This window comes from Streptomyces sp. Y309, assembly GCF_056712025.1.
In genome coordinates, this window is the sequence record NZ_CM160048.1 from 9,033,716 (window position 1) to 9,056,735 (window position 23,020).

The window sequence follows — 23,020 nt, forward strand, 5'->3', positions numbered from 1 at the left end:
TCCCCCGCCCCGCGCTCGTCGTCCGACTGCCGCCTCGACGACCCGGCGCGGCGTACGATTCCGTACGTGACCAGCAGACCCGACCCGGAGCAGCGGCTGCGCGACCTCGCGCGGCTGCGCCGGGTCCGGGACCGCATCGACCGGGAGTACGCGCAGCCGCTGGACGTCGAGGCGCTCGCCCGCGGCGCGCACATGTCGGCCGGGCACCTCAGCCGCGCGTTCCGGGCCGCGTACGGGGAGTCGCCGTACAGCTACCTGATGACGCGCCGCATCGAGCGCGCGATGACGCTGCTGCGCCGCGGCGACCTCAGCGTCACCGAGGTCTGCTTCGCGGTCGGCTGCTCGTCCCTCGGCACCTTCAGCACGCGCTTCACCGAGCTGGTCGGCATGCCTCCCAGCGCCTACCGGCGGCAGGCGGCGAGCGCGACGGCGGGCATGCCGGCGTGCGTGGCGAAGCAGGTGACCAGACCGGTCAGGAATCAAGAAGCACGGTCCCAGCGCCACGGCTAGCGTGACGGGCATGGACATCACCCTGCACGCGAGCTTCCTCCCGCACAACGACCCGGAGGCCTCCCTGGCCTTCTACCGCGACGCCCTCGGCTTCGAGGTCCGCGGCGACGTCGGATACGAGGGAATGCGCTGGATCACGGTCGGCCCCGTCGACCAGCCCGGCACGTCCATCGTCCTGACGCCGCCCGCCGCCGACCCCGGCATCACCGACGACGAGCGCCGCGTCATCGCCGAGATGATGGCCAAGGGCACCTACGGCGGCATCCTCCTCGCCACCGCCGACGTCGACGGCACCTTCGAGACGCTCCAGGCAGCCGACATCGTCGAGGTCGTCCAGGAGCCGACCGACCAGCCGTACGGCGTGCGAGACTGCGCCGTCCGCGACCCGTCGGGCAACCTGATCCGCATCCAGCAAGTGAAGTGAGCTGGCCGGAAGACGGAGAAGCGAGCCGGTCGGAAGGTCGGAAGACGGAGCAGTGAGCCAGTCGGAAGGCCGGAAGACGGAGACACGATGAGCAAGGCGAAGATGGAGAGACGATGAGCAAGGCCAGGAAGACGGACCAGCGGTCGCCTGCGCCGCACGCCGCCGACAGCCACGATCTGATCCGTGTGCACGGCGCGCGCGAGAACAACCTCAAGGACGTCAGCATCGAGATCCCGAAGCGCCGGCTCACGGTGTTCACCGGCGTCTCCGGCTCGGGCAAGAGCTCGCTGGTGTTCGACACGATCGCCGCGGAGTCGCAGCGGCTGATCAACGAGACGTACAGCAGCTTCGTCCAGGGCTTCATGCCGACGCTCGCCCGCCCCGAGGTCGACGTACTCGACGGGCTGACGACCGTGATCACCGTCGACCAGCAGCGGATGGGCGCCGACCCGCGCTCCACCGTCGGCACCGCCACCGACGCCAACGCGCTGCTGCGCATCCTCTTCAGCCGGCTCGGCAAGCCGCACATCGGCCCGCCCAGTGCGTACTCCTTCAACACCGCCACGGTCCGGGCGAGCGGTGCGATCACCGTCGAGCGCGGCGACAAGACCAAGGCGCAGAAGGCGACCTTCCAACGCACCGGTGGCATGTGCGCGCACTGCGAAGGCCGGGGCAAGGTCTCCGACATCGACCTCACCCAGCTCTACGACGACTCCAAGTCGCTCGCCGAGGGCGCGTTCACGATCCCCGGCTGGAAGTCGGACAGCTTCTGGACCGTCCGGGTCTACGCCGAGTCGGGCTTCGTCGACCCGGACAAGCCGATCCGGAAGTACACCAAGAAGGAGCTGTGGAACTTCCTCCACCACGAGCCCGTCAAGGTGAAGGTCGACGGCGTCAACCTCACCTACGAAGGGCTGATCCCGAAGATCCAGAAGTCCTTCCTGTCCAAGGACAAGGAGGCGATGCAGCCGCACATCCGGGCGTTCGTGGAGCGCGCCGTCACCTTCACCGTCTGCCCCGAGTGCGACGGCACCCGGCTCAGCGAGGCGGCCCGGTCGTCGAAGATCAAGCGGATCAGCATCGCCGACGCCTGCGCGATGGAGATCAGGGACCTCGCCGCCTGGGTCCGCGGCCTCAAGGAACCCTCGGTGGCGCCGCTGCTCGCCACGCTGCGGCGCACCCTCGACTCGTTCGTCGAGATCGGCCTCGGCTACCTCGCGCTCGACCGGCCCGCGGGCACGCTGTCGGGCGGTGAGGCGCAGCGCGTCAAGATGATCCGCCACCTCGGCTCCTCGCTCACCGACGTCACGTACGTCTTCGACGAGCCCACCATCGGCCTGCACCCGCATGACATCCAGCGCATGAACGAGCTGCTGATCCGGCTGCGCGACAAGGGCAACACGGTGCTCGTCGTCGAGCACAAGCCGGAGGCGATCGCGATCGCCGACCACGTCGTGGATCTCGGTCCCGGCGCCGGTACGGCGGGCGGCACCGTCTGCTTCGAAGGCACCCTCGACGAACTGCGGGCCAGCGACACCGTCACCGGCCGCCACCTCGACGACCGGGCCGCCCTCAAGGAGTCGGGGCGTACGTCCACCGGCGCGCTGAAGATCCGCGGCGCGACGGCGAACAACCTGCAGGACGTGGACGTCGACATTCCGCTCGGCATGCTGGTCGTCGTCACCGGCGTCGCGGGATCCGGCAAGAGCTCCCTCGTACACGGGTCGATTCCCGCGGGCGAGGACGTGGTCTCGATCGACCAGACCCCGATCCGCGGTTCACGCCGCAGCAACCCGGCGACGTACACCGGACTGCTCGAACCGATCCGCAAGGCGTTCGCGAAGGCCAACGGCGTGAAGCCGGCGCTCTTCAGCGCCAACTCCGAGGGCGCCTGCCCCACCTGCAACGGCGCCGGGGTCATCTACACCGACCTTGCGATCATGCAAAGCGTCGCCACGCCCTGCGAGGACTGCGAGGGCAAGCGGTTCCAGCCCTCGGTCCTCGAATACCACCTCGGCGACCGCGACATCAGCGAGGTGCTCGCGATGTCGGTGACCGAGGCCGAGGAGTTCCTCGGCGCCGGCGAGGCGCGCACACCGGCCGCGCACAAGATCCTCGAGCGGCTCGCCGACGTCGGGCTCGGCTACCTCACTCTCGGCCAGCCGCTCACCACGCTGTCCGGCGGCGAGCGGCAGCGGCTCAAGCTGGCCACGCGCATGGGGGAGAAGGGCGGCATCTACGTCCTCGACGAGCCGACCACCGGCCTGCACCTCGCCGACGTCGAGCAGCTCCTCCGCCTGCTCGACCGGCTCGTCGACTCCGGCAAGTCGGTCATCGTCGTCGAACACCACCAGGCGGTCATGGCACACGCCGACTGGATCATCGACCTCGGCCCCGGCGCCGGCCACGACGGCGGCCGCATCGTCTTCGAGGGCACACCCGCCGACCTCGTCGCCGACCGCTCGACGCTCACGGGGGAGCACCTCGCGGAGTACGTCGGCGGCTGAACGGGGGCCTTGCCTATGACCGTGCATCTGCCATCCCCGAGCGGGGGGTCGGCGGGTGACCATCGGTGATCAGATCGCGGGTTTGGCGACCCACTGACGTGGTTCCACCGGCATGGCGTTCGAGTGGATCGTCGTTGCTTTGCGACTGTGGCCATGGGCGGTGCGGTAGTTCCCCTGGCGTCCCCGCCAAAGGGGCGGGCAGAACCTGGGAGGAATCAATGCGTACCCGTACCGCGTTCTTCGTGGCCGCTCTGACCGCTGCATCACTGCTGGGCAGTGCCGGCGCTGCTGGCGCCGGCCCTGGGCCCGAGGGCCTCTTCTCTGAGCACGAGAGCCCCAAGTACGTCGTGTCTGCGGTCAACGACCTCAAGAAGGGGGAGATCCCGCCGTGCTTCCGTGACCTCTACGCCACTCCGTCAGCGACCATCTGCTCCTGAATCTTCAGAGGGCGATGAGTGCGGGGCGGGCGAGTCGTAGGCCCGCCCCGGCGGGAATCAATCAGTAAGGAGGCACAGCTCGTGGCGCCACCGCTGTTCGCGCCGCCGCCACGAACGCTGCGATCGCCGGGTGGGTGCCGCCGCCCGCGCGGAAGGCGATCTTCGAACGGCGGAAGAGGGGCAGCCGGGTCAGGACCACGTCCTCGGAGGCGTGTGCGGTGGCCATCTCCGGTACGAATCCGGCGCCTTGCCCGATGGCCGCCAGTGCCAGGACCGTACGGAAGTCGTTGACCTGATGGCGGATGCGCGGCTGGAATCCGGCCGCCTGACAGGCGCGTACGGCCATCGCGTGACCGGTCGTGCCGTCCCTGGCCGTGATCCATGGGGACATGGCCCACGGTCCGAGCAGCTCCGCCAGCGTTTCGCCGCGGGCGACGCGACCGGCAGCGGGAGCACCGCCGGTGGCCAGGTACATCGGCTCCTCCAGCAGAGGCACCTGGTCGACCGTGGTGTCCGGTGACGCGGGCACGAAGTCGTAGTCGTGGACGAGGGCCACGTCGAGTTCGCCGGCGCGCAGGCCGTCGGAGACCCGCGCCGAGTCGATCTCCTGCACCATCGGTTCCAGCGCGGGATGCCGCTGGGCCAGTTCGGCCAGCGTGGCGGGCACGATCGCGGGGCCGCCAGAGGGAAACGTCCCGATCCGCAGCGGCCCGCCGATGCCCTCGCGTGCCCCGGCCAGCTCGGAGACCGCCACTTCGAGGCGTTCGAGGACGGCATCGGCGTGGGTGACGAGGGTGCGGCCCGCGGGGGTGAGCACCACCCGTCTGCCACTTCGTTCCAGCAGGGGTACGCCCGCCTCGCGCTCAAGCGCGCTCAGCTGCTGGGAGACGGCCGAGGCGGTGAAGGTCAGCGCCTCGGCGACGGCCGCGATGGTGCCGCGTCGGTCCAGTTCGCGCAGCAGGTGGAGACGTCGGACATCGAGCATAAGGTGAGCTTACGCATAAGCGAAGAAATATGAACTGGATCTACTGGGTTGGTGTCGGTCAGGCTGGGCGCATGAAGCCTGAAGCGAATCTCACCGGCCTGTTTGTCCCCTTGGTGACTCCGTTCACCGACGACCTGCGCCTCGCCCCGGACGCGCTCGCCCGCCTCGCCGACGAGGCGCTGTCGGCCGGCGGCGCTCGGGGACTCGTCGCCCTGGGCACCACCGCGGAGGCGGCCACGCTGACCACCGAGGAGAAGCGGGCCGTGGTCCGCATCTGCTCCGCCGCCTGCCGGGCACATGGAGCTCCGCTGATCGTCGGCGTCGGCACCAACGACACCGCCGCCGCCATCACGACACTGCGGGAGCTCGCTCAGAGCGGTGACGTCGCCGCGGCGCTGGTTCCCGCACCGCCCTACACCCGGCCCGGCGAGGCGGGAACGCTGGCGCACTTCACGGCACTCGCCGAGCACGGGGGTCTGCCGCTGGTCGTCTACGACATCCCGTACCGCACCGGTCAGCCCCTCAGCATCAGCACGCTGCACGCGCTCAGGCAGCTACCGGATGTCGTCGGGGTCAAGTACGCAACCGGTGCGATCGACGCAGCCACGATGGAACTGCTCGGCTCGTCGACCCCGGGCTTCGCGGTGCTCGGCGGCGATGACGCCGTCATCTCGCCACTGCTCGCGGCGGGCGCCCGCGGCGGCATCCTGGCGTCGGCCAACGTCCGCACCGCTGATTACGGCGAGTTGATCTCGCTGTGGCAGCGCGACGCCACCGGACCGGCCCGCAGGCTGGGAGCCGAGCTGGCCCGGCTGTCCGCCGCGCTCTTCGCCGAGCCGAACCCGACCGTGATCAAGGGGGTGTTGCACGCCCAGGGCCGTATCCCCAGCCCGGCCGTCCGGCTGCCGCTGCTGGCCGCCTCCGCCGATCGGGTCCGGCGAGCGGCGCACCTGGCCACCGCCGGGACCCACCGAGCCCACCAAGAGACCGCGGCTTGACACGGGCCGAGAGGGCACGCATGGCCTCAACCACCTCACGTGCCAAGTGGCATCACTCTGGTTGAGCATCCATGGGGTATCGCTCCAAGATCAGGCTGTGCAGTGCGGCGCGGACGGACTCCAGCCTCGCCGCCGTCTCCGTCATCTCAGCGACCATGGATGTGATCTCCACACCTGCGGCGCCGTTCTTCAATGCCTTCTTGATCTGCGCGCGATGCTTGCCAACCCAGTCGGCGCGGGCTTCCACAGCACTGTCGAAGTCACTCAGCAATTCGGGGCAGTAGATGTGCATCATGCTCCGCAGGGCGCGCCGGGCAGCTTGGCGACGCTTGGTGCCACTCCACTTCTGAGCCATGGGAGCAGGAGGTTTCATCACTTGATCAATGTCCCCCAGCGTCACCCCGACGAAGCTGCCCATCTGAATGACAGGGCCCATTTGCACCCCACCGGACAACACGTTGCTGACACCGCCCGCGGCACGAGCCTCATCGAGCTGCTCCGCTCGTAGTAGCTCCACCGCCTCGCTCGTCTTGGTCGCGGCCTCACACCACTCACGCAGAATCTCGTGAAGCTCCATCAGCGCTTCATGCATGTTCGGCCATGAAGGTGTACCGGAGGCTTGATCCGTCACACCCTTCAGCATGCTGCTCCCGGCCCTTGCCACAACGGTTGCTTCTGGGCCCACCACCACGACGCCCCCCGCTTCCTCTCGGAGATTCAAGGATGCCCAACCGCCGTATGACGCGAAAGGGTTCGGCTTGGACACGGCTGTGAGGCGATGTCGCGGCCGTGCCCGCGGAGCAGTCCGATCGGTTACGCGATCTCGGACCGACGAGGCATTCGGGGGAGCCATCGTGTCCAAGGCACGAGGCGAACGTTGATCTTGGTGGGCGCCCGGGGTGTGATGCTCCGGCCGCGCGACGTCGTGTTGCTGCTGCCCGGGCGCCGTCAGACTGAGTCGAACTCAAGGAGAACGAGCATGACCGCAGTGAAGAAGACGGTGAGTGTGGTGCTGGGTACCAGCGCCCTCGTGATGAGTGGGGCCGGTCTCGCGGCCGCAGACTCGGGCGCCCAGGGCTACGCCGGGGGCTCCCCGGGCGTGATCTCGGGCAACACGATCCAGATCCCGCTCCACGTCCCGATCAACCTGTGTGGCAACACCATCGACATCATCGGCCTGCTGAACCCCGCCTTCGGCAACAACTGCATCAACCACTGAGTCGGCGTAGCGCACCGTAGGTGCCTGCCGCCTCAGCACGGCCCGAGTGAGCGCGCCGCTCGCTTTCCCTTCGGCGGCGCGCTCACGGCGGTGAGAGACGTACAGCTGTGCTGGGGCAGCTCTGTGCCCGCTGCACGGTGCGGTGGCACAAACTCATGTGACAGCACGGCTAGCGCGGGGGCGGTTCAGCTGGTGCCAGGTGGCGGGTGAGCCGGGAGTCGGCCGAGAGCAGGCCGAAGATCCGTACGCGCAGCCATCGCCAGGAGCGGGCGCGCATCAGGCGCCGATCGCTGACGTCGACGCCGTACACCTCGTAGAGTCCGCTGACTTCGTCGTATTCGCCCCGCCCGTTCGGCGCTCCGCACGGTTCGGGGCCGCCGAGAAGGGTCGCCACCGGAGGCCCACACGCGCGCGGTCGGGACGCTCGGGCATGACGGTGTCGGTGATCGCGGTCTCGTCCTCGGCGTATACGCCGTCGGGCCGGCAGGTGCCGATGCCCTGCTCGGCGAGCAGGCGGGCAAGGCCGTCGACGACGTCGACGAGGAATGTCACTGTAGGGATCGCCTCACCTGTGCGGCGATGATCGCGGCGACGGTGTCGGCCTCCTCGGGGAGAGGGAGTCGAGGTACTTCGCGGTGCGGCCTGCGTCGTGGCGGTTGTTCATCTCCTCGTGCTGCCGGACCGCGTACGGGGTGTCGTAGGACACGGCTGCGGTGAGTGTCGGCTCGTCGACGGTTACCGTGCCGGAGCGTTCGAGGGTGGCCTCTTCGATCGGGACGAGGCGGCGGTACTCGGTACGTACGTGCTCGGCGCCGAGGCGCAGACCCGCGTACCGCAACGCGCCTTCCTAGGCACGGTTGTGCTCGCGGTCACCGCGGTGTTCGCAGGAGCCGCGGTCGCCTCGGCAGAGAACAGCCTCAGGGAGCCCGATCCGTGTGCGGGCCTGCCTGCCCTCCGACTTCGACTTGATGGGTGATGTTGCCGGAAAAGCCCGGCGCGGTGTGGTGGGCGACAGTGAGCGCGGTCGTGCGGCGGCCGTCGGGTAACGTGATCCGGGAGTCGGCCGGGCAGTTGAGGTCCGGGGCGGCGATGATCTGCGCGGTGGATACGGTCTCGGCGCCGGTGCGGGCGCGTACGCGCTTGACGGTCTCGGAGACCAGGGCGGGCGCGGTGGCCGAGGTCGACGTCGTCGGGTGCCTGTGGGGCGTCGTTGTGGCCGGACAGGGCCACGGGCCCGATGCTCACGGAGTCCAGCGGCCGGCTGCGCCGGTGCCGTCGTCGCCCGTGGCGAGCTGGTACTCGACCTGAGCACAGACGGCGTTCCGGAGCGCGGCGACGATGGTCGGGTCGGTGGGTATGCCCGCACCGTCGGTGAGATACACGGCGGTGCGCAGGGCGTCGTCGACGTCCTCGGACGCGCGGGCGAACAGCCGTTCGGCATCGACGGGGGCCGGGCGGCCGGTGCACGCTGCGAGCTGCTCGGGGGTGGCGTCGTGGGCGGCGGCAAGGGCGGCGGTCTCGGCGGCGAACGACTCGTCGTCGGTGAATAGTCAGCGCGGGCTTGGACGTCGTCGAGGTCGCGGCGGTCGGCCTCGGCCTCGCCCCGGTCGCGGGCCCGCTGGTCGAGCAGGTTCGTACCTTCCCGCACTGCTCACTGTTGGTGAGGGGCCACCCCACTGTGGGCAACGTGGCTCAACTCGCCCAGGACGTAGTGACTTTGGTGCACACTGGTCCTTGCCTACTCGTCTCCGGACGCTTGCCGGCCCATGGGGGAGCCGGTCCCCGACCGGGAACGAGAGGCAGGTGATGGCGATGGCAGAGCGAGAACGATCTCGCGAACGCGATCGAAGTTGGGCCAGAGAGGTACTCACCCGCTTGGCGGCGGCGCTCGGAGCCAAGGCCATTTGGAGGTTCTTCGAGTCTCATCTGAGCTGACGATGTCCGTTGCGACGTCACGCAAGGGGCGCAGTGCCGGGAGCAACCGGTACGGCGCCCCTTCTGCGTTCAGCAAGTTACGGGACCGGTGCTCCTTCACGGCCGATCCGGTACCGGGTGCTGCGGGCATCGAGGCCGAGGCTGCACACCAGTCGGCCCTCGGCTATACGCGCGGTTCGCCTCGTGCAGCAGGTGCGGCGGCAGTGGAGCGAACGGCGGTGCGCCGAGGGTGTCGGCGAGGGCGGACACGGCGCGTTCGACGGCGAGGCTGGTGTCGAGCGTGAGCACGTTCACGTTCAGGGGCGCGGGGTGCTTGCGCAGCACGAGCGAGGCACGGGCGGCGACGCTGCGGCCCGGGCTGTGCCTCCTACGCCTGCTCTGCCGAGGGCGGGATCACCTGAAAGCTCCGCTCGCCGGCTTCGCACTTCCCTGGTGGATGACGGCGCGGTCGTTCTTTGGGTGCCCCTCTCGGTGAATGGGCTCGATCCTGCCCTTCGAGACGACTTGCACTCCTCGTCAGTGAGTTGCACACGAGTCACGCAAGGAGGCCAGGCCTGCCAGTACACGCCCAGCCGCGAGGGAGAATCCCACAGATTGACCACGACCCAATATGCGCCCTTGAGCCGGGGCCTCACTCCAGGGTCAGCGCCAACTCGTCGATCTCGTCGCCGCGCGCCTGCGCGAAGATCCGGCCGCGCCCGGTGACGGTGAAGCCGCACTTCTCCAGCACCCGAAGAGAGCCGGCGTTGTCCGCCGCCGCATGGGCGTGCAGCGGCCGGGCCGGTTCCAGAGCGATCAGCTCACTCAGCGCCGCACTGGCAACCCCGCGCCCCCAGTACGCGGAAGCGATCCAATAGGTGACCTCGCGCTCGTCGGACGGCCCGAACACCGCCGCATGCCCGGCCACCGCCTCGTCCGCCAGCACAGTCCGCACTGTGACCTCGGGATCAGCACGCACCTTCGCCCAATGCGCGTCGAACAGCCCCCGCTCGTAGTGGTACTTGCGCGTGACCGCGGCCATCCGCTGTGCCGTCTGGTCGCTCATGTGCGCCCAGAACACGGCCACGTCGCTGTCCAGTACCCCGCGCAGAGTGATCTTCACGTCGCAGGCCCTCCCCCTGATCGCCACCGCTTGCTCCGCCGAACCTACCGCCTCACCCCCCCCCACAGCAGACCGGGCCGGAGGAGTAGCTCCTCACGACTCGATACGCGTCCTAGTCGAGTTCGCGCTCGGCGCTCGCGGCCGGTGGACCCCACCACGCCATGAGCTGATAGACCGCGAGCAGTCAGCTGCCGACGCTCGCGGTGATGCCGCGCAGCGCCGCCGCGAGCGCGTCGGGTGCTTCCAGGGGCAGGAGGTGGCCGGCGCCGGGGATCGTGCTCAGCCGAGCGTGTGTGATGTGGGGCAGCAGGTGGTCGCGGAGTACGTGCGGCGGCTCCACCGCGTCGTGCTCCCCGGCCAGGACCGTCACCGGGGCCTCGATCGCCCGGGCGGCGTCCGTGATGTCCGTGGCTATGCCCCGCAGCGGCCACTCCTGGCGGGCCTGGGGCCGGGCGGCGAGGCTGTCGCGTACGACGGTGGCCCGCAGCGACTCCGGCAGTGGTGCGGCGGTCAGGACCTGGTCGAGCGCCTGGCCGACGGACTCCGGTGAGTCGTACGCGTGAGAGAGCCCCTGCCGGTACTCCGGGGTCACCATGGCGGGCGGCTCCGGCGGGGCGGGCGCGACCAGCAGCACGCCCGCAAGCCCCGCGGGTTTGCGGGCCGCGACGAGCTGGCTCACCTTTCCGCCCATCGAATGGCCGACCAGCACGAACGGCCCGAGGCCCGCGGCTTCGACCACGCACGTGAGGTCGTCGGCGAGTTGGTCCAGGCAGTAGGGGCCGGGCAGCGTCCGTGACGTGCCCCAGCCGCGCTGATCGAAGCGGACGGTGGCCCGCTCGGCAGGAAGTCGTCTCACGACCCCGTCCCAGGTGGCGGCGGAGCCGCCCCAGTAGTGGACGAACACCAGCGCCGGCCCGGCGTGTCCCTTTGAGCGCACCTGGATGGTGCCGCCCGCCACACGTACCGTGCTTGTGTTTTCCGTCATTCCCGTGTCCTTCCTCGGCGTCGGCGGGGAGCGGAGTGCTGCCGCATCCACCGTGCGTATGCAGTCGTTGCTTGCTCTGATCAGCAGGTGACGTCCCCGAAGCTACTGTCGTGACGCAGGTGGTCCCTGGTGGAAAGAGGCGCAGCACTTGTGAAAAACGGACACAGCTCTGTACGGCAGCTCCGCTACCTGCCCGCCCTGGGGGCGGCATACGGAGTGGAGGTCCTCAGCTTCGCGCGGCTTCGGGAGATGGACTCCGACGGTGCCCGTGCCCGGCCGCAGCGGCCGGATTTCCATGTGCTCGCCCTGGTCGCCTCCGGGCGGGGCGGTCACGTGGCGGACTTCGAGACGTATCCCTTGCGGGAAGGGAGCGTGGTGTGGATCCGGCCGGGCATGGTGCACCGCTGGAGCGACGTCGACGGCGTCGACGGTCCGCTGATTCTCTTCCGGCCAGGCTTCCTGCCCGACCTGGGCTCGACTCCGGCGCGGGACCCGGAGCGAGACCCGGCGCGAAACCCGGCGTGGGACCTCTCCATGCCCGCGACCTGGCACCTGGAACGACAGGTGCAACCGCTCGCCCTGCTGTTGGCCGATCGTCTGCGCGGCGAGCACGACCTGGCGGTACGGGCGCCACGCCTGGCCTCTCCCGCGCTGCTCTCCCACCTCCTCGCGGCGCTGGTCCTACGTGTGCTGCCCGCAGCGACGGCCGCCCCCGCCGCGGGCGGAGGGGGATATCGGGACGTGTTCCTCCGCTACCGGGCCGCCGTCGAGCAGCACTTCACCGAGTGGCGCCAAGTCGCCGACTACACCCGGGTGCTGGGCCACGACCGGCGAACGCTGACCCGCGCCACGCGCGCCGCCACCGGCGTCGGCGCCAAGGAGTTCCTGGACCAGCGGATCCTGCTGGAGGCCAAACGGCTCCTCGCCCACACCGACCTGCCGGTGAGCGCGTGCGCGCGACGCCTCGGCTTCCGAGACGCGGCGAACTTCACCACCTTCTTCCAGCGCGGCACGGGACAGCCACCGAGCACCTGGCGCAGCGCCGAAGCCTGATTCATCGCCGCAGGCCGGGGCACCCGACCACAGCGATCGACCAGGCACGTACGGCACGTACCGCATGCACTGATCGACCGCGCACGTTCAGCCTCGCTCCAGTGGTGTCGGCATCCTGCCCGGCGGAGGGTCGAGGGAAGTCGAGGGGCGCCGACAGGAAACGACGACCGGGAGGACCTCATGGTCGACAACACACCGCTGCTTCTCACGGAGGGGTACGCATGGCTTCCCGACCTGAGCCGCCGCAAGAGGCCGGGGCCCGTCCGCACACGTCTGATGGGCAGGCCCGCCATCGCGCTGTGCGGCCCGGCCGCTGTCGCGTTCTTCTACGACGAGAACCATGTACGGCGCCGCACGGCCCTTCCCGAACCCGTGCTGAGCACGCTCTTCGGCAAGGGCGCGGTGCACACCCTGGACGGGCCGGAGCACCGGCGGCGCAAGGCCCTCTTCGTCTCGCTCCTCAAGGACGCGGCGAGCGTCGCCCTGCTGGCGCAACAGGTCGCCGAGGAGTGGGAGCGGTCGAGCAAGGAGTGGACCGGCCGCCCTCAGGTGACGCTGTTCGACGAGGTGAGCGTGCTCATCACGCGGGCCGTGTGCGCGTGGGCAGGCGTGCCTCTCGGGGAACGTCCGGACGACGAGGCGCGACGTACCGCGGGCGACCTCGTGGCCATGGTCGACGGTTTCGCGACGCCCGGCCCCCGGCACTGGAAGGCCCGGCGCGCCCGGCGGCGCCAGGAGCAGCGCCTGGCCCGGCTGGTCGAGGAGATCCGGTCGGCGGGCGGCGACGCGCCCGCGGAGGGCGAGCGACCCGCCTCCGTGGTGCAGGCGGTGGCAGCCCACCGCGACGCCGACGGTGAACTGCTCGACCCGCACACCGCCGCCGTCGAAATCCTCAACGTCATCCGTCCCACCGCCGCCGTCACCTGGTACGCCGTCTTCGGCGCCCACGCGCTGCACCGCAATCCCGGGCTGCGGGAGCGGCTGGCCCGGGACCGTGAGGGCTACGCCCGGGCGTTCGCCCACGAACTGCGGCGCTTCTACCCGTTCGCGCCGTTCGTCGCCGGGCTCGCCGCCGACGACGTCGAATGGCGCGGCGAAGCGATCCCGGAAGGCACGCTCGTCCTCCTCGACCTCTACGGACAGAATCACGACCCCGCGCTGTGGCACGACCCCTACATGTTCGACCCCGAGCGGTTCGTGGGCCGTGAACCCGGGCGCGACGAACTCGTCCCGCAGGGCGGCGGGGAGGCTTCCGAAGGCCACCGGTGCCCCGGCGAAGACGTCACCCTCGCGGTGTTGAGCACCTTGCTCCCGCGTCTCGCGCGGCTTCAGTACCAGGTCCCCGAGCAGGACCTGCGCATCCCGCTGCGCCGGATGCCGACCGCGCCGCGCAGCGGCTTCGTCATCACCGAAGTGCACTGACCGGAAACCGCCCCGGGGCCCCTACCGGACGGCGAGCGGCTGTCCGCGCTCCGCCTCCGGCCGGGGGCCGAAGATGCGGCGCTCCGCCTCGGTGATCGGGACGTCGTTGATGCTGGCCTCGCGGCGGGCCATGAGTCCTTCCGGGGTGAACTCCCAGAGTTCGTTGCCGTAGCTGCGCCACCACTGGCCGTCCGGGGTGCGGCACTCGTACTGGAAGCGCACCGCGATCCGGGAGCCGTGGAAGTCCCACAGTTCCTTGCGCAGGGCGTACTCCTGCTCCCGGGACCACTTGTCGCGCAGGAAGTCCACGATCTCGGCCCGGCCGGTGACGAAGCGGTCCCGGTTCCGCCAGACCGAGTCGACGGTGTACGCGAGCGCCACGCGCTCGGGGTCGCGGGTGTTCCAGGCGTCCTCGGCGGCCTGGACCTTCTGCAGTGCCGTCTCCTCGTCGAACGGGGGGAACGGCGGACGTGACGTCATGTCAGCTCCTTGTCGCATCGTGGACCACGTCTCGGGGGAACGGGCGTTCTCCCGGGTGTCTCCGGCCACTCTAGAGAACGAGCGTTCCCCTGGGCAGTGTGCTTGCCCCTGGGGCAAAGCGACCGCCCGGCCGCCCGCGAGGGGAGAGGTACCGTAGCCCCGCGGCTCAATGAGGAGGATGTCGGCCGATGGACAGCACAGTCGCCACGGAGCGGGCGTTGGACGCGGCCGAGCGGCTCTACTACCAACGGGGCATCCAGGCCGTCGGCATGGACGACATCCGCACCGCGTCGGGCCTCTCGCTCAAGCGCCTCTACCAGCTCTTCCCCGCCAAGGAGCGGCTCGTCGAGGCCTATCTGGAGCGGCGCGACGTACGGTGGCGGCAGCGTCTCGCCGAGTACGTCGAGCGGTACGAGCACCCCGAGCGGCGCGTCGTCGCGGTCTTCGACTGGCTCGACGAGTGGTTCGCCGAACCCGACTTCAACGGCTGCGCCTGGATCAACTCGTACGGAGAACTCGGCTCCACGTCGGAACCGATCGCCCGCCAAGTCCGGTTGCACAAGGCGGCGTTCAAGGAATACGTGGTGGAACTCGTGGTGCGGGCGGGCCTGCCGAGCAGCCTGGGGGGCCAGGTGTTCCTGCTGGCCGAGGGCGCGATGGTGACCGCCGCGATCACCCGCAGCACGGTCCCCGCGGCGCACGCGGCGGAGGCCGCCCGGCTCCTGATCGACGCCTGCCGGAAGGGCCCCGGAGAAGCGCAGCTGCCCTGACCCACGGGGGACGTCAGCCGCGTGTCAGGGTCGCGGGCGACAGTGTGCCCACCGGAGCGCGCGGTGGTCCGGTGAACGGTCCGTAATTCTCTCGGAGTTGGGGGCGTCGTGGCCGACAGGGATGCCGTACGAAGACGAAGCGGACGCAGCGCACGGCGGGTGCGTGGCCGGGTGATCCCGGGCGTGCTGTGCGCGCTCGCCGGTGTGCTGACGGCTCCGGGGCAGGCCGTGGCGGTGACGGCTCCGGGGCAGGCCGCAGCGGCCGACGATGCCGCGGAGTGCCGGTTGCGTCCCGACGAGCAGCACACCGACTGGACCGGCCGGCGGTATACCGGTGACCTGCTGTGCGAGGTGGAGCCGGGGCACATCAGACTCCAGTCGCGCTCCACCAGCCCGGTCATCGGGACGATGCTCTACTCGCCCGCCTGGTTCGTCTGCTGGAAGCGGGGCAGCAACTATCCCGGCACGGACCTCTGGTACCTCACCCAGGGAGACCAGGTGGTGAGCACCCCGACGGCCAAGGCCTGGGGCTATGTCCCGGCGACGTCGGTGAAGGCGCCGAGCCATCCCTTCCCCGGACTGGGGCAGTGCCCGTGGACATGACCGCTGCCACCCCGCGCGCCCGCGTTCCCGTCGTCCGCGCCGGATGGCGGCGAACTGCCGCCGCAGCGGCGGGACTTGGCGTTCTGGCCCTCGGGGCCGGTCTTGCCGCTCCCGCGCAGGCGGCCGAGAGCGCGGGGACATGCGAACTCCGCGAGGGCATCCAACTGCGGGACGCCATCGGCAATGTGTTCACCAAGGCGCTGTACTGCGACAACCTCCCCTCGGACGTGTACGCCCGGGCCGACTTCGCCTCGCCGATCAGCGGCTGGCTGAAGTTGTCGCCGTCGTGGTTCACCTGCTTCACCACCGGTCCCGAGGACACCAAGGGAAACAAGACCTGGTACTACACCCAAGGCGATCAGGTGGGCTCGCTTCCCAGGATCAAGGGGTGGGGCAATGTCCCCGCGGAAGTCGTGCAACTGCCGACGGGAACACCGCATCCCTTCCCGGGCCTGCCCCGGTGCCCGTGGTTCTAGATCCCCGAAGACCGGTTCCAGGGACGGAGAGTTGTCATGCCTCATAAACTCGCGGTGCTGCTCGGCGCCGCCGTACTGGTCGCCGCGCCGACGGCGTCCTACGCGCACACCACGGCCCCGTCCGCCAAGGCGGCGACCGAGTGGCGCCTGTGCATGTACCTGGGAGGCCATCCCACGCTGAAGGCGGGGGACTCCGGCGAGGCGGTGCGCCACCTCCAGTGCATTCTCGCCGAGGTGTACCGCTATCAGACCGTCCCGGTGACCGGTTCCTTCGAGACCATCACCGAGGCCTCCGTCAAGCATCTGCAGCAGCAGTTCGGCCTGCCGACCACCGGAGTCGTCGACGCGGCGACGTGGACTGCCCTCCACCCGTAGCACACCGACCACAGGGAGCGTTCTCGGATGAATACCCAGGCCAGGGCCTGTCACCGGCGAAGAACGACGTGGCTGTCGCGGAAGGGGGCTCTCGGCATCGTCGTGGCCCTGATGTGTGCCGCGTTCGCCGCGGCCCTCGGCGTGCCTGCGCACGCCGCCGCTCCGGTCCGCACGTCGGACTTCTCTCCCGCGTTCTCTCCGGCGCAGGTGGTGAACATCGTCAACACCCACAGCAAGCTGTGCATGGAGACTCCCACGTCCGCCCTCGGCCAGCCGGTCCGGCAGGGGCGCTGCTTCGGCAAGCCGGCCGCCCGCTGGTACCTCCAGACCTCGGGCGCGGGCAACGGCGCGGTCAACATCGTCAGCGCGGTGAGTGGCACCTGTGTCGGCGTGGAGAACGCCAGCCCCGCCGCCGGGGCCGCGGTTCGGCTGGCGGAGTGTGGCAGCGGTCCCGCCGTCAGCTTCCGGATCGTGCCCATCGGTGACGGCGTCGGCTTCCAGACCCTGACCTCCGCCCAGCCCAAGTGCCTGGAGGTGACCGAGTCCTCCACCGCCGACGGCGCGGCGCTGCGGCAGTGGGACTGCAACCAGCAGCCCGGTTCGCTCTTCGCCCAGCAGCAACCGCCCCGGCAATGGGGCACCACCCTCGTCAACACCAACAGCGGCAAGTGCCTGAGCATCCTCGACCAGAGCGGGGCGGACGGAGCCAGGGCGATCCAGCGCACCTGCGCGGGCAGCGCCGACCAGCGCTGGCAGGTCGTCGAGTTGGGCGACAGCAAGGTCGCCGTGGTCAACGAGAACAGCGGCAGGTGCCTGGCCATCAGCAACGGAAGCCTGGACAACGGCGCCAACGCCAATCAATTCTCCTGCGACGGCTACAAGTTCCACACGTGGGCGATGACACGAGAAGGGCCGACGGAGAACAGCACCTACACGCTCGCCAATCTCCGGAGCGGGAAGTACCTCGGCATCCGGGGCCAGAGCAAGGACGAAGCGGCTCAGGCGGAACAGTGGGACCGTACGTCGCACACGGACCAGGTGTGGCGCATGCTGGCTTCGCCGTCGGCGTGAACCACGAGCGGTACGGGACGTGAACGATGACCGGTACGGACATCAACCACGACCGGTACGGAACGGTCAGGCGGCGTGGCAGAGCGCCGCGGGGTCGGCCGGGGCCGAGGCGCGGGCCACGGTCGCGTGCACGGGACGGGCGGTGCGGACGGTGACCGCGGCCTGCGAGCGGTTCCGCGCGAAGACGACGAGGCGCAGCACCACGAACCGCCCGACACCGGCGAGCGCGGAGGCGGACAGGTAGACCACCTGCTCGAGCACCGCACCCGGCGACGCCACCAGCTGCTGCAGGACCAGCATCGCCACGCAGGTCACCACGTACGCGGCCGCCGCGGACCCGGCTGACTGCGTGTGCTGGCGCCAGGTCGCGCGCCCGCCCGCGCCGAAGGTGAAGCGGGCGTGCAGCTCGGTGGCGAGGAGCGTGGAGACCACGGTGATCAGGGCGTTGGCCAGGACCCAGGGAATCCAGGAGGCCAGGGCCGCCACGGCGAAGCTGGAGGCGAGCCCCACCCCGCCGCCGCAGAGCACGAAGCGGGCGAAGGCGGTGAAGGCGCCGGGCGCCGCCTGCTCCTGGCTCTGTGCTGTCTCCATGATCCGCCCCTTTTTGAATGGTCACTCCGCGAAACCCGCGCCCCGCGGCCTGTGAGGCCGTAGGGCGCGCTGTGCATGCTGCCATCATGGCACATGAGTGGTGCCATGGCGAGCCATATGTGGCACCACTGGTGTCGCCGGTGGCGTCACGGAGTGGGGGTTGTCGTGCATGCGCAGGTCAGCGACCTGGTGCAGCTCTCGACGCGGGGACTTTCGGTACGCGTGGGCGGCGTGGGCCATGCCGTGGCAGCGGTCGGCTGGGGGCATCTGGCTGCCTCCTGGAGCGGGGACCTGAACATGGTGAGCACGCTAGGCCGCGATTAGGACAGATTCCGTCCTAGATAACGCTTCCGTCCTGGATGACCCCGGTGCGGATCCGGTCAGTTCACGCGGGCGGCAATGGTTCGCGCACACACCAGGGATTCGGTGCGCGTCGTGTCCACCTCCAGGTCGTAGACCACGCCCTCGTGCACCACCTCTGCCTGCGCCGCGGCCATGCCCTGAACCCGGTCTCCCCGGGAGACCTCGCGACCGGCGGCGACCGCGCTCTCGCACCGGACGCCGACCCACAGCACGGGCAGTTCGCCAAGAGCCTTCTGCCACCGCTGCTGGGACGCCGCCCCGCCGAGGAACACGTCATCGATGATGACCCTGGCGCCCGCCCGGCCCATCGCCACGATGCCCTCCGTCCAGGCCGCCTCCAGCGCCCGGAAGTCCGCCCCGACGCTCACCCCGCCGTCCGCGTCGAACGTGATGCCGCCGTCCGACGCCCGCATCCTCGCGGGCAGCGCGTCGACGAACGAGTCGCACCCGAACGCCAGCCAAGGGTCCGGCAGTACGGCCTGGAGGCACCGTACGATCCCGGACTTCCCCGAGCTGGAACCACCGTTGAGAATGATCATCTGAGTCGTCACCGCGCCACGATAGGGCGTCGGCCACACAGCGACGAAGCGGATTTCGGTAAGGAACATTCGTCCAAGACAGGTTCTGCCCGGACCGGCCAGGGTGGGGGCATGTACAGCTACGACCTCGATGACGGCTGGGCCATCGTGCGGCCGGTCGACGGCCTGGGGGCGGCCGGTGTTCAGGTGGCCGGGTTCCGGTGTCCTCCCGGGGAGCGCCTGGACATGCAGGTGCTGCCGCAGCCGTTCGTGACCGTCGTACTCGGCCTCGGGGACGCCGAGTTGGCCGTCGACGGCGGCGCGGGACGGCAGGCCCTGGGCAGCCTCGTCGCCGGGCCCGCTCCCGGGCCGACGCGGGTCCGGGGGCGGCGGTTCGCGTGCGTCGAGTTGAAGCTGTCGCCGCTGGCCGCCTACCGGCTGCTGGACGCCGCACCCGTGGATGTGCACAGTGCCGTGATCGGTCTGGAGGACCTATGGGGAGGGCGCGGGCGGCGGCTGAGTGAGCGGCTCGCGGGCGCGGGGGGCCTGGCCGGAGCGGTTCGCGTTGATCGATGACTTTCTGGTCGAGCAGGAGGCGCGGGCGCCGTCGGTGGACGCGGAGGTGGCCGCCTGCTGGTCGCGGATCGTCGCCCGGCGGGGGCGGGTACGCGTCGGTGAGCTGGCCGCGGCGTGCGGGTGGAGCCGCAAGCGGCTGTGGGGCAGGTTCACCGCCCAGATCGGTCTCACGCCCAAGCGCGCGGCGATGCTCGTGCGCTTCCACTGCGCGGCCCAGCGGCTGTGCGCGGGCGAGGACCCCGTCGAGGCGGCACTGGCGTGCGGATACGTCGACCAGTCCCATCTCCACCGCGATGTGCACGCCTTCGCCGGGTGCACGCCCGGCGCCCTCGCGGGGATGGGGACGTCCGCCGACGCGGACACCGACCAGACGTAGCGGACACCGACCAGACGTACAGATGTGACGGACAGTGTGGAAAGGGAGAAAACGTGACGCACGACGACGTTCGGCCCGCGGCAAGTCCCGCCGACGTAGGCGTGATTGCCCAGCTCGCCTTCGGGAGCATGGCCGCACAGACACTGCGCGCGGCACTGCGGCTGCGGGTGGTCGAGCTCATCGGCGACAAGGAGATGCGAGCCGCCGACGTGGCCGCGCAGGCCTCCGCCGCGCCTCAGCCCATGAGCCGGCTGCTGCGCGCCATGGCCGGGCTCGGCCTGCTCCAGGAACGCGCCGCCGGCACCTTCGCCGTCACGCCCGCCGGCGCGCTGCTCGACTCCCGCCGGCCCGGCTCGCTGGCGTCCTTCGCGCACATGTTCACCGAGCCGGCGATCATCCGGGCCTGGGAGCACCTGGACGACAGCGTCCGCAGCGGAGACACCGCCTTCGACCGGGTCTTCGGCACGGACTTCTTCGGCCATCTCAAGCAGCACCCGGAGCTGTCGGCCATGTTCAACGCGGCGATGAGCCAGGCCACCCGGGAGACGGCCGCGGTGCTGCCCGGGGCCGTGGACTTCGGGCGGTTCACCACGGTGATGGACGTCGGCGGCGGCGACGGCACGCTGCTCAGCGCCGTACTGCGGGAGTATCCGGCCCTCACCGGCGTCGTGTACGACACCGAGGAGGGTCTCGCCCAGGCTCCCGAGACGCTGCGCCGGGACGGGCTCACGGATCGCTGCTCCCTCGTCCCGGGGGACTTCTTCCGCTCGGTGCCCGACGGAGCCCGGGGCGCCGATCTGCACATGATGAAGAGCATCGTCCACGACTGGTCGGACGAGCAGGTCGTCACGATCCTGAGCCACTGCCGCGCGGCGCTGCCGCCCGGCGGCCGCGTCCTGATCGTCGAGCCCGTGCTGCCCGAAGTCGTCGCCCCCGAGACCGCCGGGCTCACCTACCTGAGCGACCTCAACATGCTCGTGAACGTGGGCGGCAGGGAGCGTACCCGGGCGGAGTTCGAGGAGGTGTGCCGCCGGGCGGGGCTGACGGTCACGTCGGTGACGCCGCTGCCGGGGGCCGAGCCGTTCTTCGCCATCGAAGCAGCGATCGCCGAGTAGCCGTCCAGGGCCCGGAGGCCCGGAGGCCCGGGGCCCGAGCGGTGTCATGCCTGGGTGCGGCGCGCGCACTCCGCGACCACGGCGCAGAGGCTCCCGGTCCGGTCGAGCAACTCGCGCTGGACGCGGGCGCCGGTGCCGCGCTCCAGCAGCCACGCCGCGCGCTCACGCGCCGGACGGAGGTCACCGTCGGCGGCGAGCGCGTCGGCCACGTGGTCCAGCAGGGCACCCACGACCTCCGCGCTCGCGGCGGGCCGCATGGTCAAGGGATGCAACAAGGTGTCTTCGAGGCCGGAGCGCGCCGCACGCCACGCGGCCAGCCGCAGCAGGCTGACACCGTGCCCGAGCGGTGGGGTTCCCGCACGCCACTCCTGCGCGGCCGTCTCGACCAGTGCGCGCGCGAGCGCGGCGACGAGGACGGTCGTGGTGGCTTCGAGGCAGACGTCCGCGACGCGGATCTCGACGGTGGGGTAGCGGTGGGAGAGCCGCGCGTCGAAGTAGACCATGCCCAGGTCGCGCAGCACACCGCTGGCGACCATGGCGCCGACCTGCTCCTCGTACCGGGCGGCGGAACCGAAGATCTCGGTGGGGCCCGCCATGGGCCAGCGGCCCCACACCCTGCTGCGGTAGCTGGAGTAATGGCTGTCCCTGCCCTGCCAGAAGGGTGAGTTGGAACTCAGCGCGACCAGGACCGCCAGCCACGGGCGGATCCGGTCCACGACGGCCACGCCCTCCTCGTCCGACTCGACCGCGACGTGGACGTGGCAGCCGCACGTCAGCTGCTCCTGGGTGGTCAGCCCGAACTGCTCCTCCATCCACTGATAGCGGCTGCCCACGTTGACCGACGGCCTTGCGGGCAGGGGGGAGGTGGCGAGCGCGGCGACCGAGGCGCCCACGTCGCCGGCGTACAGCGCCGCCTCCGCCCGCCAGCGGACGATGTCGGCGGCGAGACCGTCCATGTCCGCGTGCGGCTGGGTGGCGAATTCGATCTGCTGGCCCTGCAGTTCCTTCTCGAAGGTTTCGTCCTCGGCGTCTCGATAGAGGGAAGGACGGCCTTCGGAGCCGGAGCCGGAGCCGGAGCTGGAGTCGGAGCCGGAGCCGGGGGCGAGGCCGGGAGCGGCCCCCGGGCTCTCGGCGGCGTCCCTGGCGGCGCGTGCCAGCACCGCCGAGGAGAGGGCCCGCGGCTCCCCGCTCTCACGGTCGACCAGGAGAAGTTCCTCCTCGACTCCGACGGTACGCAAATGACGCCGCCTCTCTCCTTTCCGGCCCCGGAGGGCGGGTGCCCGCCCTGGCGGCCGGTACCCCCGCGGGGCGCGGCCGGTGGCTTTGGGACAGCGGGAGACTCCCGGGCCGCCTAGCGTGGACGGCATGGATCCGCTGGCCGAGTTGGACGCACGTATCGCCGGCTGTACCGCCTGCCCGCGGTTGGTCGCGTGGCGGGAGGAGGTCGGCCGGGTCAAGCGGACCGCGTACGCGGACTGGACGTACTGGGCTCGGCCGGTGCCGGGGTTCGGGCCGGCGGATGCCTCGCTGGTCGTCATCGGGCTCGCACCGGCGGCCCACGGGGGCAACAGGACGGGCCGGATGTTCACGGGTGATCGTTCCGGAGACGTCCTGTACGGCGCGCTGTACGAGCTCGGCCTTGCGTCGAGCCCGGTGTCCGTGTCCCTGGACGACGGCCTGGCGCTGCGCGGGGTACGGGTGACCTCGCCGGTGCACTGCGCCCCGCCGGAGAACAAGCCGACGCCGGAGGAGCGGGACACGTGCAGGCCGTGGCTCGTGCGGGAGCTGGAACTGCTGGGACCCCGGCTGCGGGCGGCGGTGGTGCTGGGGGCATTCGGCTGGCAGGCGGCGTTGCCGGCGTTCGCTGCCGCGGGGTGGCGGGTGCCGAGGCCGCGGCCGGTGTTCGCGCACGGGGCGCGGGTGACGCTGGAGCGTGCGGCCCCACCCGCTGCCGCAGCAGCCGCCGGTGGACCGGGTCCGGGCCCGGTCACCCTGTACGGCTGCTTCCACGTCAGCCAACGCAACACGTTCACCGGCCGGTTGACCCCGGACATGCTCAAGGACGTCCTGCGGGAAGCGGCGGGCGAGGCGGGCATTCCGCCGTACGACGCCTCGAAGGCCGCCTGAGG

27 protein-coding genes and 1 pseudogene are annotated in these 23,020 nt (G+C 70.6%); 17 read left to right on the forward strand and 11 right to left on the reverse strand.

The window, feature by feature from the left end:
- Positions 1–66 precede the first annotated feature (66 nt).
- The 4 genes from AC0KTA_RS37945 to AC0KTA_RS37960 all read left to right on the forward strand — a co-directional run bounded on the left by AC0KTA_RS37945 (position 67) and on the right by AC0KTA_RS37960 (position 3,878).
- Positions 67–510 carry a helix-turn-helix transcriptional regulator gene (locus AC0KTA_RS37945; RefSeq protein WP_481052736.1) on the forward strand — a complete coding sequence of 148 codons (444 nt, stop codon included), beginning with the start codon at positions 67–69 and terminating at the stop codon, positions 508–510.
- Between the two features lie 10 nt (positions 511–520).
- Positions 521–934: a VOC family protein gene (locus AC0KTA_RS37950; RefSeq protein ID WP_481052737.1), complete on the forward strand. Its 414-nt coding sequence runs from the start codon at positions 521–523 to the stop codon at positions 932–934.
- Positions 935–1,047: 113 nt separating this feature from the next.
- Positions 1,048–3,441: an ATP-binding cassette domain-containing protein gene (locus tag AC0KTA_RS37955; protein ID WP_481052738.1), complete on the forward strand. Its 2,394-nt coding sequence runs from the start codon at positions 1,048–1,050 to the stop codon at positions 3,439–3,441.
- Positions 3,442–3,659: 218 nt separating this feature from the next.
- Positions 3,660–3,878, forward strand: a complete 219-nt coding sequence (locus AC0KTA_RS37960; protein ID WP_481052739.1) for a hypothetical protein — start codon at positions 3,660–3,662, stop codon at positions 3,876–3,878.
- A 61-nt stretch (positions 3,879–3,939) separates the two neighbouring features.
- On the opposite strand, the gene AC0KTA_RS37965 is transcribed toward AC0KTA_RS37960, so the two are convergent.
- Entirely contained in the window at positions 3,940–4,863 is a 924-nt protein-coding gene (locus AC0KTA_RS37965; RefSeq protein ID WP_481052740.1) for a LysR family transcriptional regulator, read from the reverse strand.
- A gap of 71 nt (positions 4,864–4,934) precedes the next feature.
- On the opposite strand from AC0KTA_RS37965, the gene AC0KTA_RS37970 reads away from it, so the two are divergent.
- Positions 4,935–5,861, forward strand: a complete 927-nt coding sequence (locus tag AC0KTA_RS37970) for a dihydrodipicolinate synthase family protein (protein ID WP_481052741.1) — start codon at positions 4,935–4,937, stop codon at positions 5,859–5,861.
- Positions 5,862–5,913: 52 nt separating this feature from the next.
- Here the strand turns inward: AC0KTA_RS37970 and AC0KTA_RS37975 are convergent, their stop codons facing one another.
- Entirely contained in the window at positions 5,914–6,492 is a 579-nt protein-coding gene (locus AC0KTA_RS37975) for a hypothetical protein (RefSeq protein WP_481052742.1), read from the reverse strand.
- A gap of 348 nt (positions 6,493–6,840) precedes the next feature.
- On the opposite strand from AC0KTA_RS37975, the gene AC0KTA_RS37980 reads away from it, so the two are divergent.
- On the forward strand, positions 6,841–7,080 hold the full coding sequence (locus AC0KTA_RS37980; RefSeq protein ID WP_481052743.1) for a chaplin: 240 nt from the start codon (positions 6,841–6,843) through the stop codon (positions 7,078–7,080).
- A 169-nt stretch (positions 7,081–7,249) separates the two neighbouring features.
- Here the strand turns inward: AC0KTA_RS37980 and AC0KTA_RS37985 are convergent, their stop codons facing one another.
- The 5 genes and pseudogenes from AC0KTA_RS37985 to AC0KTA_RS38005 all read right to left on the reverse strand — a co-directional run bounded on the left by AC0KTA_RS37985 (position 7,250) and on the right by AC0KTA_RS38005 (position 11,102).
- Positions 7,250–7,474: a hypothetical protein gene (locus AC0KTA_RS37985; RefSeq protein WP_481052744.1), complete on the reverse strand. Its 225-nt coding sequence runs from the start codon at positions 7,472–7,474 to the stop codon at positions 7,250–7,252.
- Between the two features lie 154 nt (positions 7,475–7,628).
- Positions 7,629–7,918, reverse strand: a pseudogene (locus AC0KTA_RS37990) (hypothetical protein).
- A gap of 403 nt (positions 7,919–8,321) precedes the next feature.
- A complete protein-coding gene (locus tag AC0KTA_RS37995) occupies positions 8,322–8,462 on the reverse strand; it encodes a hypothetical protein (RefSeq protein WP_481052745.1) in 141 nt (46 codons plus the stop codon).
- A gap of 1,184 nt (positions 8,463–9,646) precedes the next feature.
- Positions 9,647–10,117 (reverse strand): GNAT family N-acetyltransferase, encoded by a 471-nt coding sequence (locus AC0KTA_RS38000; RefSeq protein WP_481052746.1) that lies wholly within the window; start codon positions 10,115–10,117, stop codon positions 9,647–9,649.
- 184 nt (positions 10,118–10,301) lie between these two features.
- The gene (locus tag AC0KTA_RS38005) at positions 10,302–11,102 is read right to left on the reverse strand and encodes an alpha/beta fold hydrolase (protein WP_481052747.1); all 801 of its coding nucleotides are present in this window, start codon (positions 11,100–11,102) and stop codon (positions 10,302–10,304) included.
- 150 nt (positions 11,103–11,252) lie between these two features.
- On the opposite strand from AC0KTA_RS38005, the gene AC0KTA_RS38010 reads away from it, so the two are divergent.
- Positions 11,253–12,155, forward strand: coding sequence for an AraC family transcriptional regulator (locus AC0KTA_RS38010; protein ID WP_481052748.1), 903 nt, complete (start codon positions 11,253–11,255; stop codon positions 12,153–12,155).
- A 180-nt stretch (positions 12,156–12,335) separates the two neighbouring features.
- The gene (locus AC0KTA_RS38015) at positions 12,336–13,577 is read left to right on the forward strand and encodes a cytochrome P450 (RefSeq protein ID WP_481052749.1); all 1,242 of its coding nucleotides are present in this window, start codon (positions 12,336–12,338) and stop codon (positions 13,575–13,577) included.
- Positions 13,578–13,598: 21 nt separating this feature from the next.
- Here the strand turns inward: AC0KTA_RS38015 and AC0KTA_RS38020 are convergent, their stop codons facing one another.
- Entirely contained in the window at positions 13,599–14,057 is a 459-nt protein-coding gene (locus AC0KTA_RS38020; RefSeq protein WP_481052750.1) for a nuclear transport factor 2 family protein, read from the reverse strand.
- Positions 14,058–14,245: 188 nt separating this feature from the next.
- Here AC0KTA_RS38020 and AC0KTA_RS38025 point away from each other — a divergent pair, with 188 nt between their 5' ends.
- From AC0KTA_RS38025 to AC0KTA_RS38045, 5 genes are all read left to right on the forward strand, one after another.
- On the forward strand, positions 14,246–14,827 hold the full coding sequence (locus AC0KTA_RS38025) for a TetR/AcrR family transcriptional regulator (protein WP_481052751.1): 582 nt from the start codon (positions 14,246–14,248) through the stop codon (positions 14,825–14,827).
- Positions 14,828–14,986: 159 nt separating this feature from the next.
- Positions 14,987–15,430 (forward strand): hypothetical protein, encoded by a 444-nt coding sequence (locus AC0KTA_RS38030; RefSeq protein WP_481052752.1) that lies wholly within the window; start codon positions 14,987–14,989, stop codon positions 15,428–15,430.
- Positions 15,427–15,906 (forward strand): hypothetical protein, encoded by a 480-nt coding sequence (locus AC0KTA_RS38035; RefSeq protein ID WP_481052753.1) that lies wholly within the window; start codon positions 15,427–15,429, stop codon positions 15,904–15,906. Before AC0KTA_RS38030 ends, AC0KTA_RS38035 begins: the two co-directional genes overlap by 4 nt.
- Before the next feature lie 36 nt (positions 15,907–15,942).
- Entirely contained in the window at positions 15,943–16,281 is a 339-nt protein-coding gene (locus AC0KTA_RS38040; protein ID WP_481052754.1) for a peptidoglycan-binding domain-containing protein, read from the forward strand.
- A 27-nt stretch (positions 16,282–16,308) separates the two neighbouring features.
- Positions 16,309–17,352, forward strand: coding sequence for an RICIN domain-containing protein (locus tag AC0KTA_RS38045; RefSeq protein ID WP_481052755.1), 1,044 nt, complete (start codon positions 16,309–16,311; stop codon positions 17,350–17,352).
- A 66-nt stretch (positions 17,353–17,418) separates the two neighbouring features.
- Here AC0KTA_RS38045 and AC0KTA_RS38050 read toward each other — a convergent pair whose 3' ends face one another.
- Positions 17,419–17,943, reverse strand: a complete 525-nt coding sequence (locus AC0KTA_RS38050; RefSeq protein WP_481052756.1) for a GtrA domain-containing protein — start codon at positions 17,941–17,943, stop codon at positions 17,419–17,421.
- A gap of 380 nt (positions 17,944–18,323) precedes the next feature.
- Positions 18,324–18,845 (reverse strand): chloramphenicol phosphotransferase CPT, encoded by a 522-nt coding sequence (gene cpt, locus AC0KTA_RS38055; RefSeq protein WP_481056701.1) that lies wholly within the window; start codon positions 18,843–18,845, stop codon positions 18,324–18,326.
- Positions 18,846–18,956: 111 nt separating this feature from the next.
- On the opposite strand from cpt, the gene AC0KTA_RS38060 reads away from it, so the two are divergent.
- From AC0KTA_RS38060 to AC0KTA_RS38070, 3 genes are read left to right on the forward strand one after another with little or no spacing between them, the layout of a single operon-like run.
- Positions 18,957–19,400, forward strand: coding sequence for a hypothetical protein (locus tag AC0KTA_RS38060; RefSeq protein ID WP_481052757.1), 444 nt, complete (start codon positions 18,957–18,959; stop codon positions 19,398–19,400).
- The gene (locus tag AC0KTA_RS38065; RefSeq protein ID WP_481052758.1) at positions 19,390–19,776 is read left to right on the forward strand and encodes a helix-turn-helix domain-containing protein; all 387 of its coding nucleotides are present in this window, start codon (positions 19,390–19,392) and stop codon (positions 19,774–19,776) included. The genes AC0KTA_RS38060 and AC0KTA_RS38065 overlap by 11 nt, the downstream gene beginning before the upstream one ends.
- 53 nt (positions 19,777–19,829) lie before the next feature.
- Positions 19,830–20,891, forward strand: coding sequence for a methyltransferase (locus AC0KTA_RS38070; RefSeq protein ID WP_481052759.1), 1,062 nt, complete (start codon positions 19,830–19,832; stop codon positions 20,889–20,891).
- A 44-nt stretch (positions 20,892–20,935) separates the two neighbouring features.
- Here the strand turns inward: AC0KTA_RS38070 and AC0KTA_RS38075 are convergent, their stop codons facing one another.
- Complete coding sequence (locus tag AC0KTA_RS38075) at positions 20,936–22,129, reverse strand: glutamate--cysteine ligase (RefSeq protein ID WP_481052760.1); 1,194 nt, start codon at positions 22,127–22,129, stop codon at positions 20,936–20,938.
- A gap of 127 nt (positions 22,130–22,256) precedes the next feature.
- Here AC0KTA_RS38075 and AC0KTA_RS38080 point away from each other — a divergent pair, with 127 nt between their 5' ends.
- Positions 22,257–23,018 carry a uracil-DNA glycosylase gene (locus AC0KTA_RS38080; protein ID WP_481052761.1) on the forward strand — a complete coding sequence of 254 codons (762 nt, stop codon included), beginning with the start codon at positions 22,257–22,259 and terminating at the stop codon, positions 23,016–23,018.
- The last annotated feature ends 2 nt before the right edge of the window (positions 23,019–23,020 follow it).

What these genes read in the sequence shown, in the direction of transcription:
- AC0KTA_RS37950 (WP_481052737.1), top strand. Translation starts at nt 521, where the DNA reads ATGGACATCACCCTGCACGCGAGCTTCCTCCCGCACAACGACCCGGAG.
- AC0KTA_RS37955 (WP_481052738.1), top strand. Translation starts at nt 1,048, where the DNA reads ATGAGCAAGGCCAGGAAGACGGACCAGCGGTCGCCTGCGCCGCACGCC.
- AC0KTA_RS37960 (WP_481052739.1), top strand. Translation starts at nt 3,660, where the DNA reads ATGCGTACCCGTACCGCGTTCTTCGTGGCCGCTCTGACCGCTGCATCA.
- AC0KTA_RS37965 (WP_481052740.1), bottom strand. Translation starts at nt 4,863, where the DNA reads ATGCTCGATGTCCGACGTCTCCACCTGCTGCGCGAACTGGACCGACGC.
- AC0KTA_RS37970 (WP_481052741.1), top strand. Translation starts at nt 4,935, where the DNA reads ATGAAGCCTGAAGCGAATCTCACCGGCCTGTTTGTCCCCTTGGTGACT.
- AC0KTA_RS37980 (WP_481052743.1), top strand. Translation starts at nt 6,841, where the DNA reads ATGACCGCAGTGAAGAAGACGGTGAGTGTGGTGCTGGGTACCAGCGCC.
- AC0KTA_RS38005 (WP_481052747.1), bottom strand. Translation starts at nt 11,102, where the DNA reads ATGACGGAAAACACAAGCACGGTACGTGTGGCGGGCGGCACCATCCAG.
- AC0KTA_RS38015 (WP_481052749.1), top strand. Translation starts at nt 12,336, where the DNA reads ATGGTCGACAACACACCGCTGCTTCTCACGGAGGGGTACGCATGGCTT.
- AC0KTA_RS38020 (WP_481052750.1), bottom strand. Translation starts at nt 14,057, where the DNA reads ATGACGTCACGTCCGCCGTTCCCCCCGTTCGACGAGGAGACGGCACTG.
- AC0KTA_RS38025 (WP_481052751.1), top strand. Translation starts at nt 14,246, where the DNA reads ATGGACAGCACAGTCGCCACGGAGCGGGCGTTGGACGCGGCCGAGCGG.
- AC0KTA_RS38035 (WP_481052753.1), top strand. Translation starts at nt 15,427, where the DNA reads ATGACCGCTGCCACCCCGCGCGCCCGCGTTCCCGTCGTCCGCGCCGGA.
- AC0KTA_RS38040 (WP_481052754.1), top strand. Translation starts at nt 15,943, where the DNA reads ATGCCTCATAAACTCGCGGTGCTGCTCGGCGCCGCCGTACTGGTCGCC.
- AC0KTA_RS38045 (WP_481052755.1), top strand. Translation starts at nt 16,309, where the DNA reads ATGAATACCCAGGCCAGGGCCTGTCACCGGCGAAGAACGACGTGGCTG.
- AC0KTA_RS38050 (WP_481052756.1), bottom strand. Translation starts at nt 17,943, where the DNA reads ATGGAGACAGCACAGAGCCAGGAGCAGGCGGCGCCCGGCGCCTTCACC.
- cpt (WP_481056701.1), bottom strand. Translation starts at nt 18,845, where the DNA reads ATGATCATTCTCAACGGTGGTTCCAGCTCGGGGAAGTCCGGGATCGTA.
- AC0KTA_RS38060 (WP_481052757.1), top strand. Translation starts at nt 18,957, where the DNA reads ATGTACAGCTACGACCTCGATGACGGCTGGGCCATCGTGCGGCCGGTC.
- AC0KTA_RS38080 (WP_481052761.1), top strand. Translation starts at nt 22,257, where the DNA reads ATGGATCCGCTGGCCGAGTTGGACGCACGTATCGCCGGCTGTACCGCC.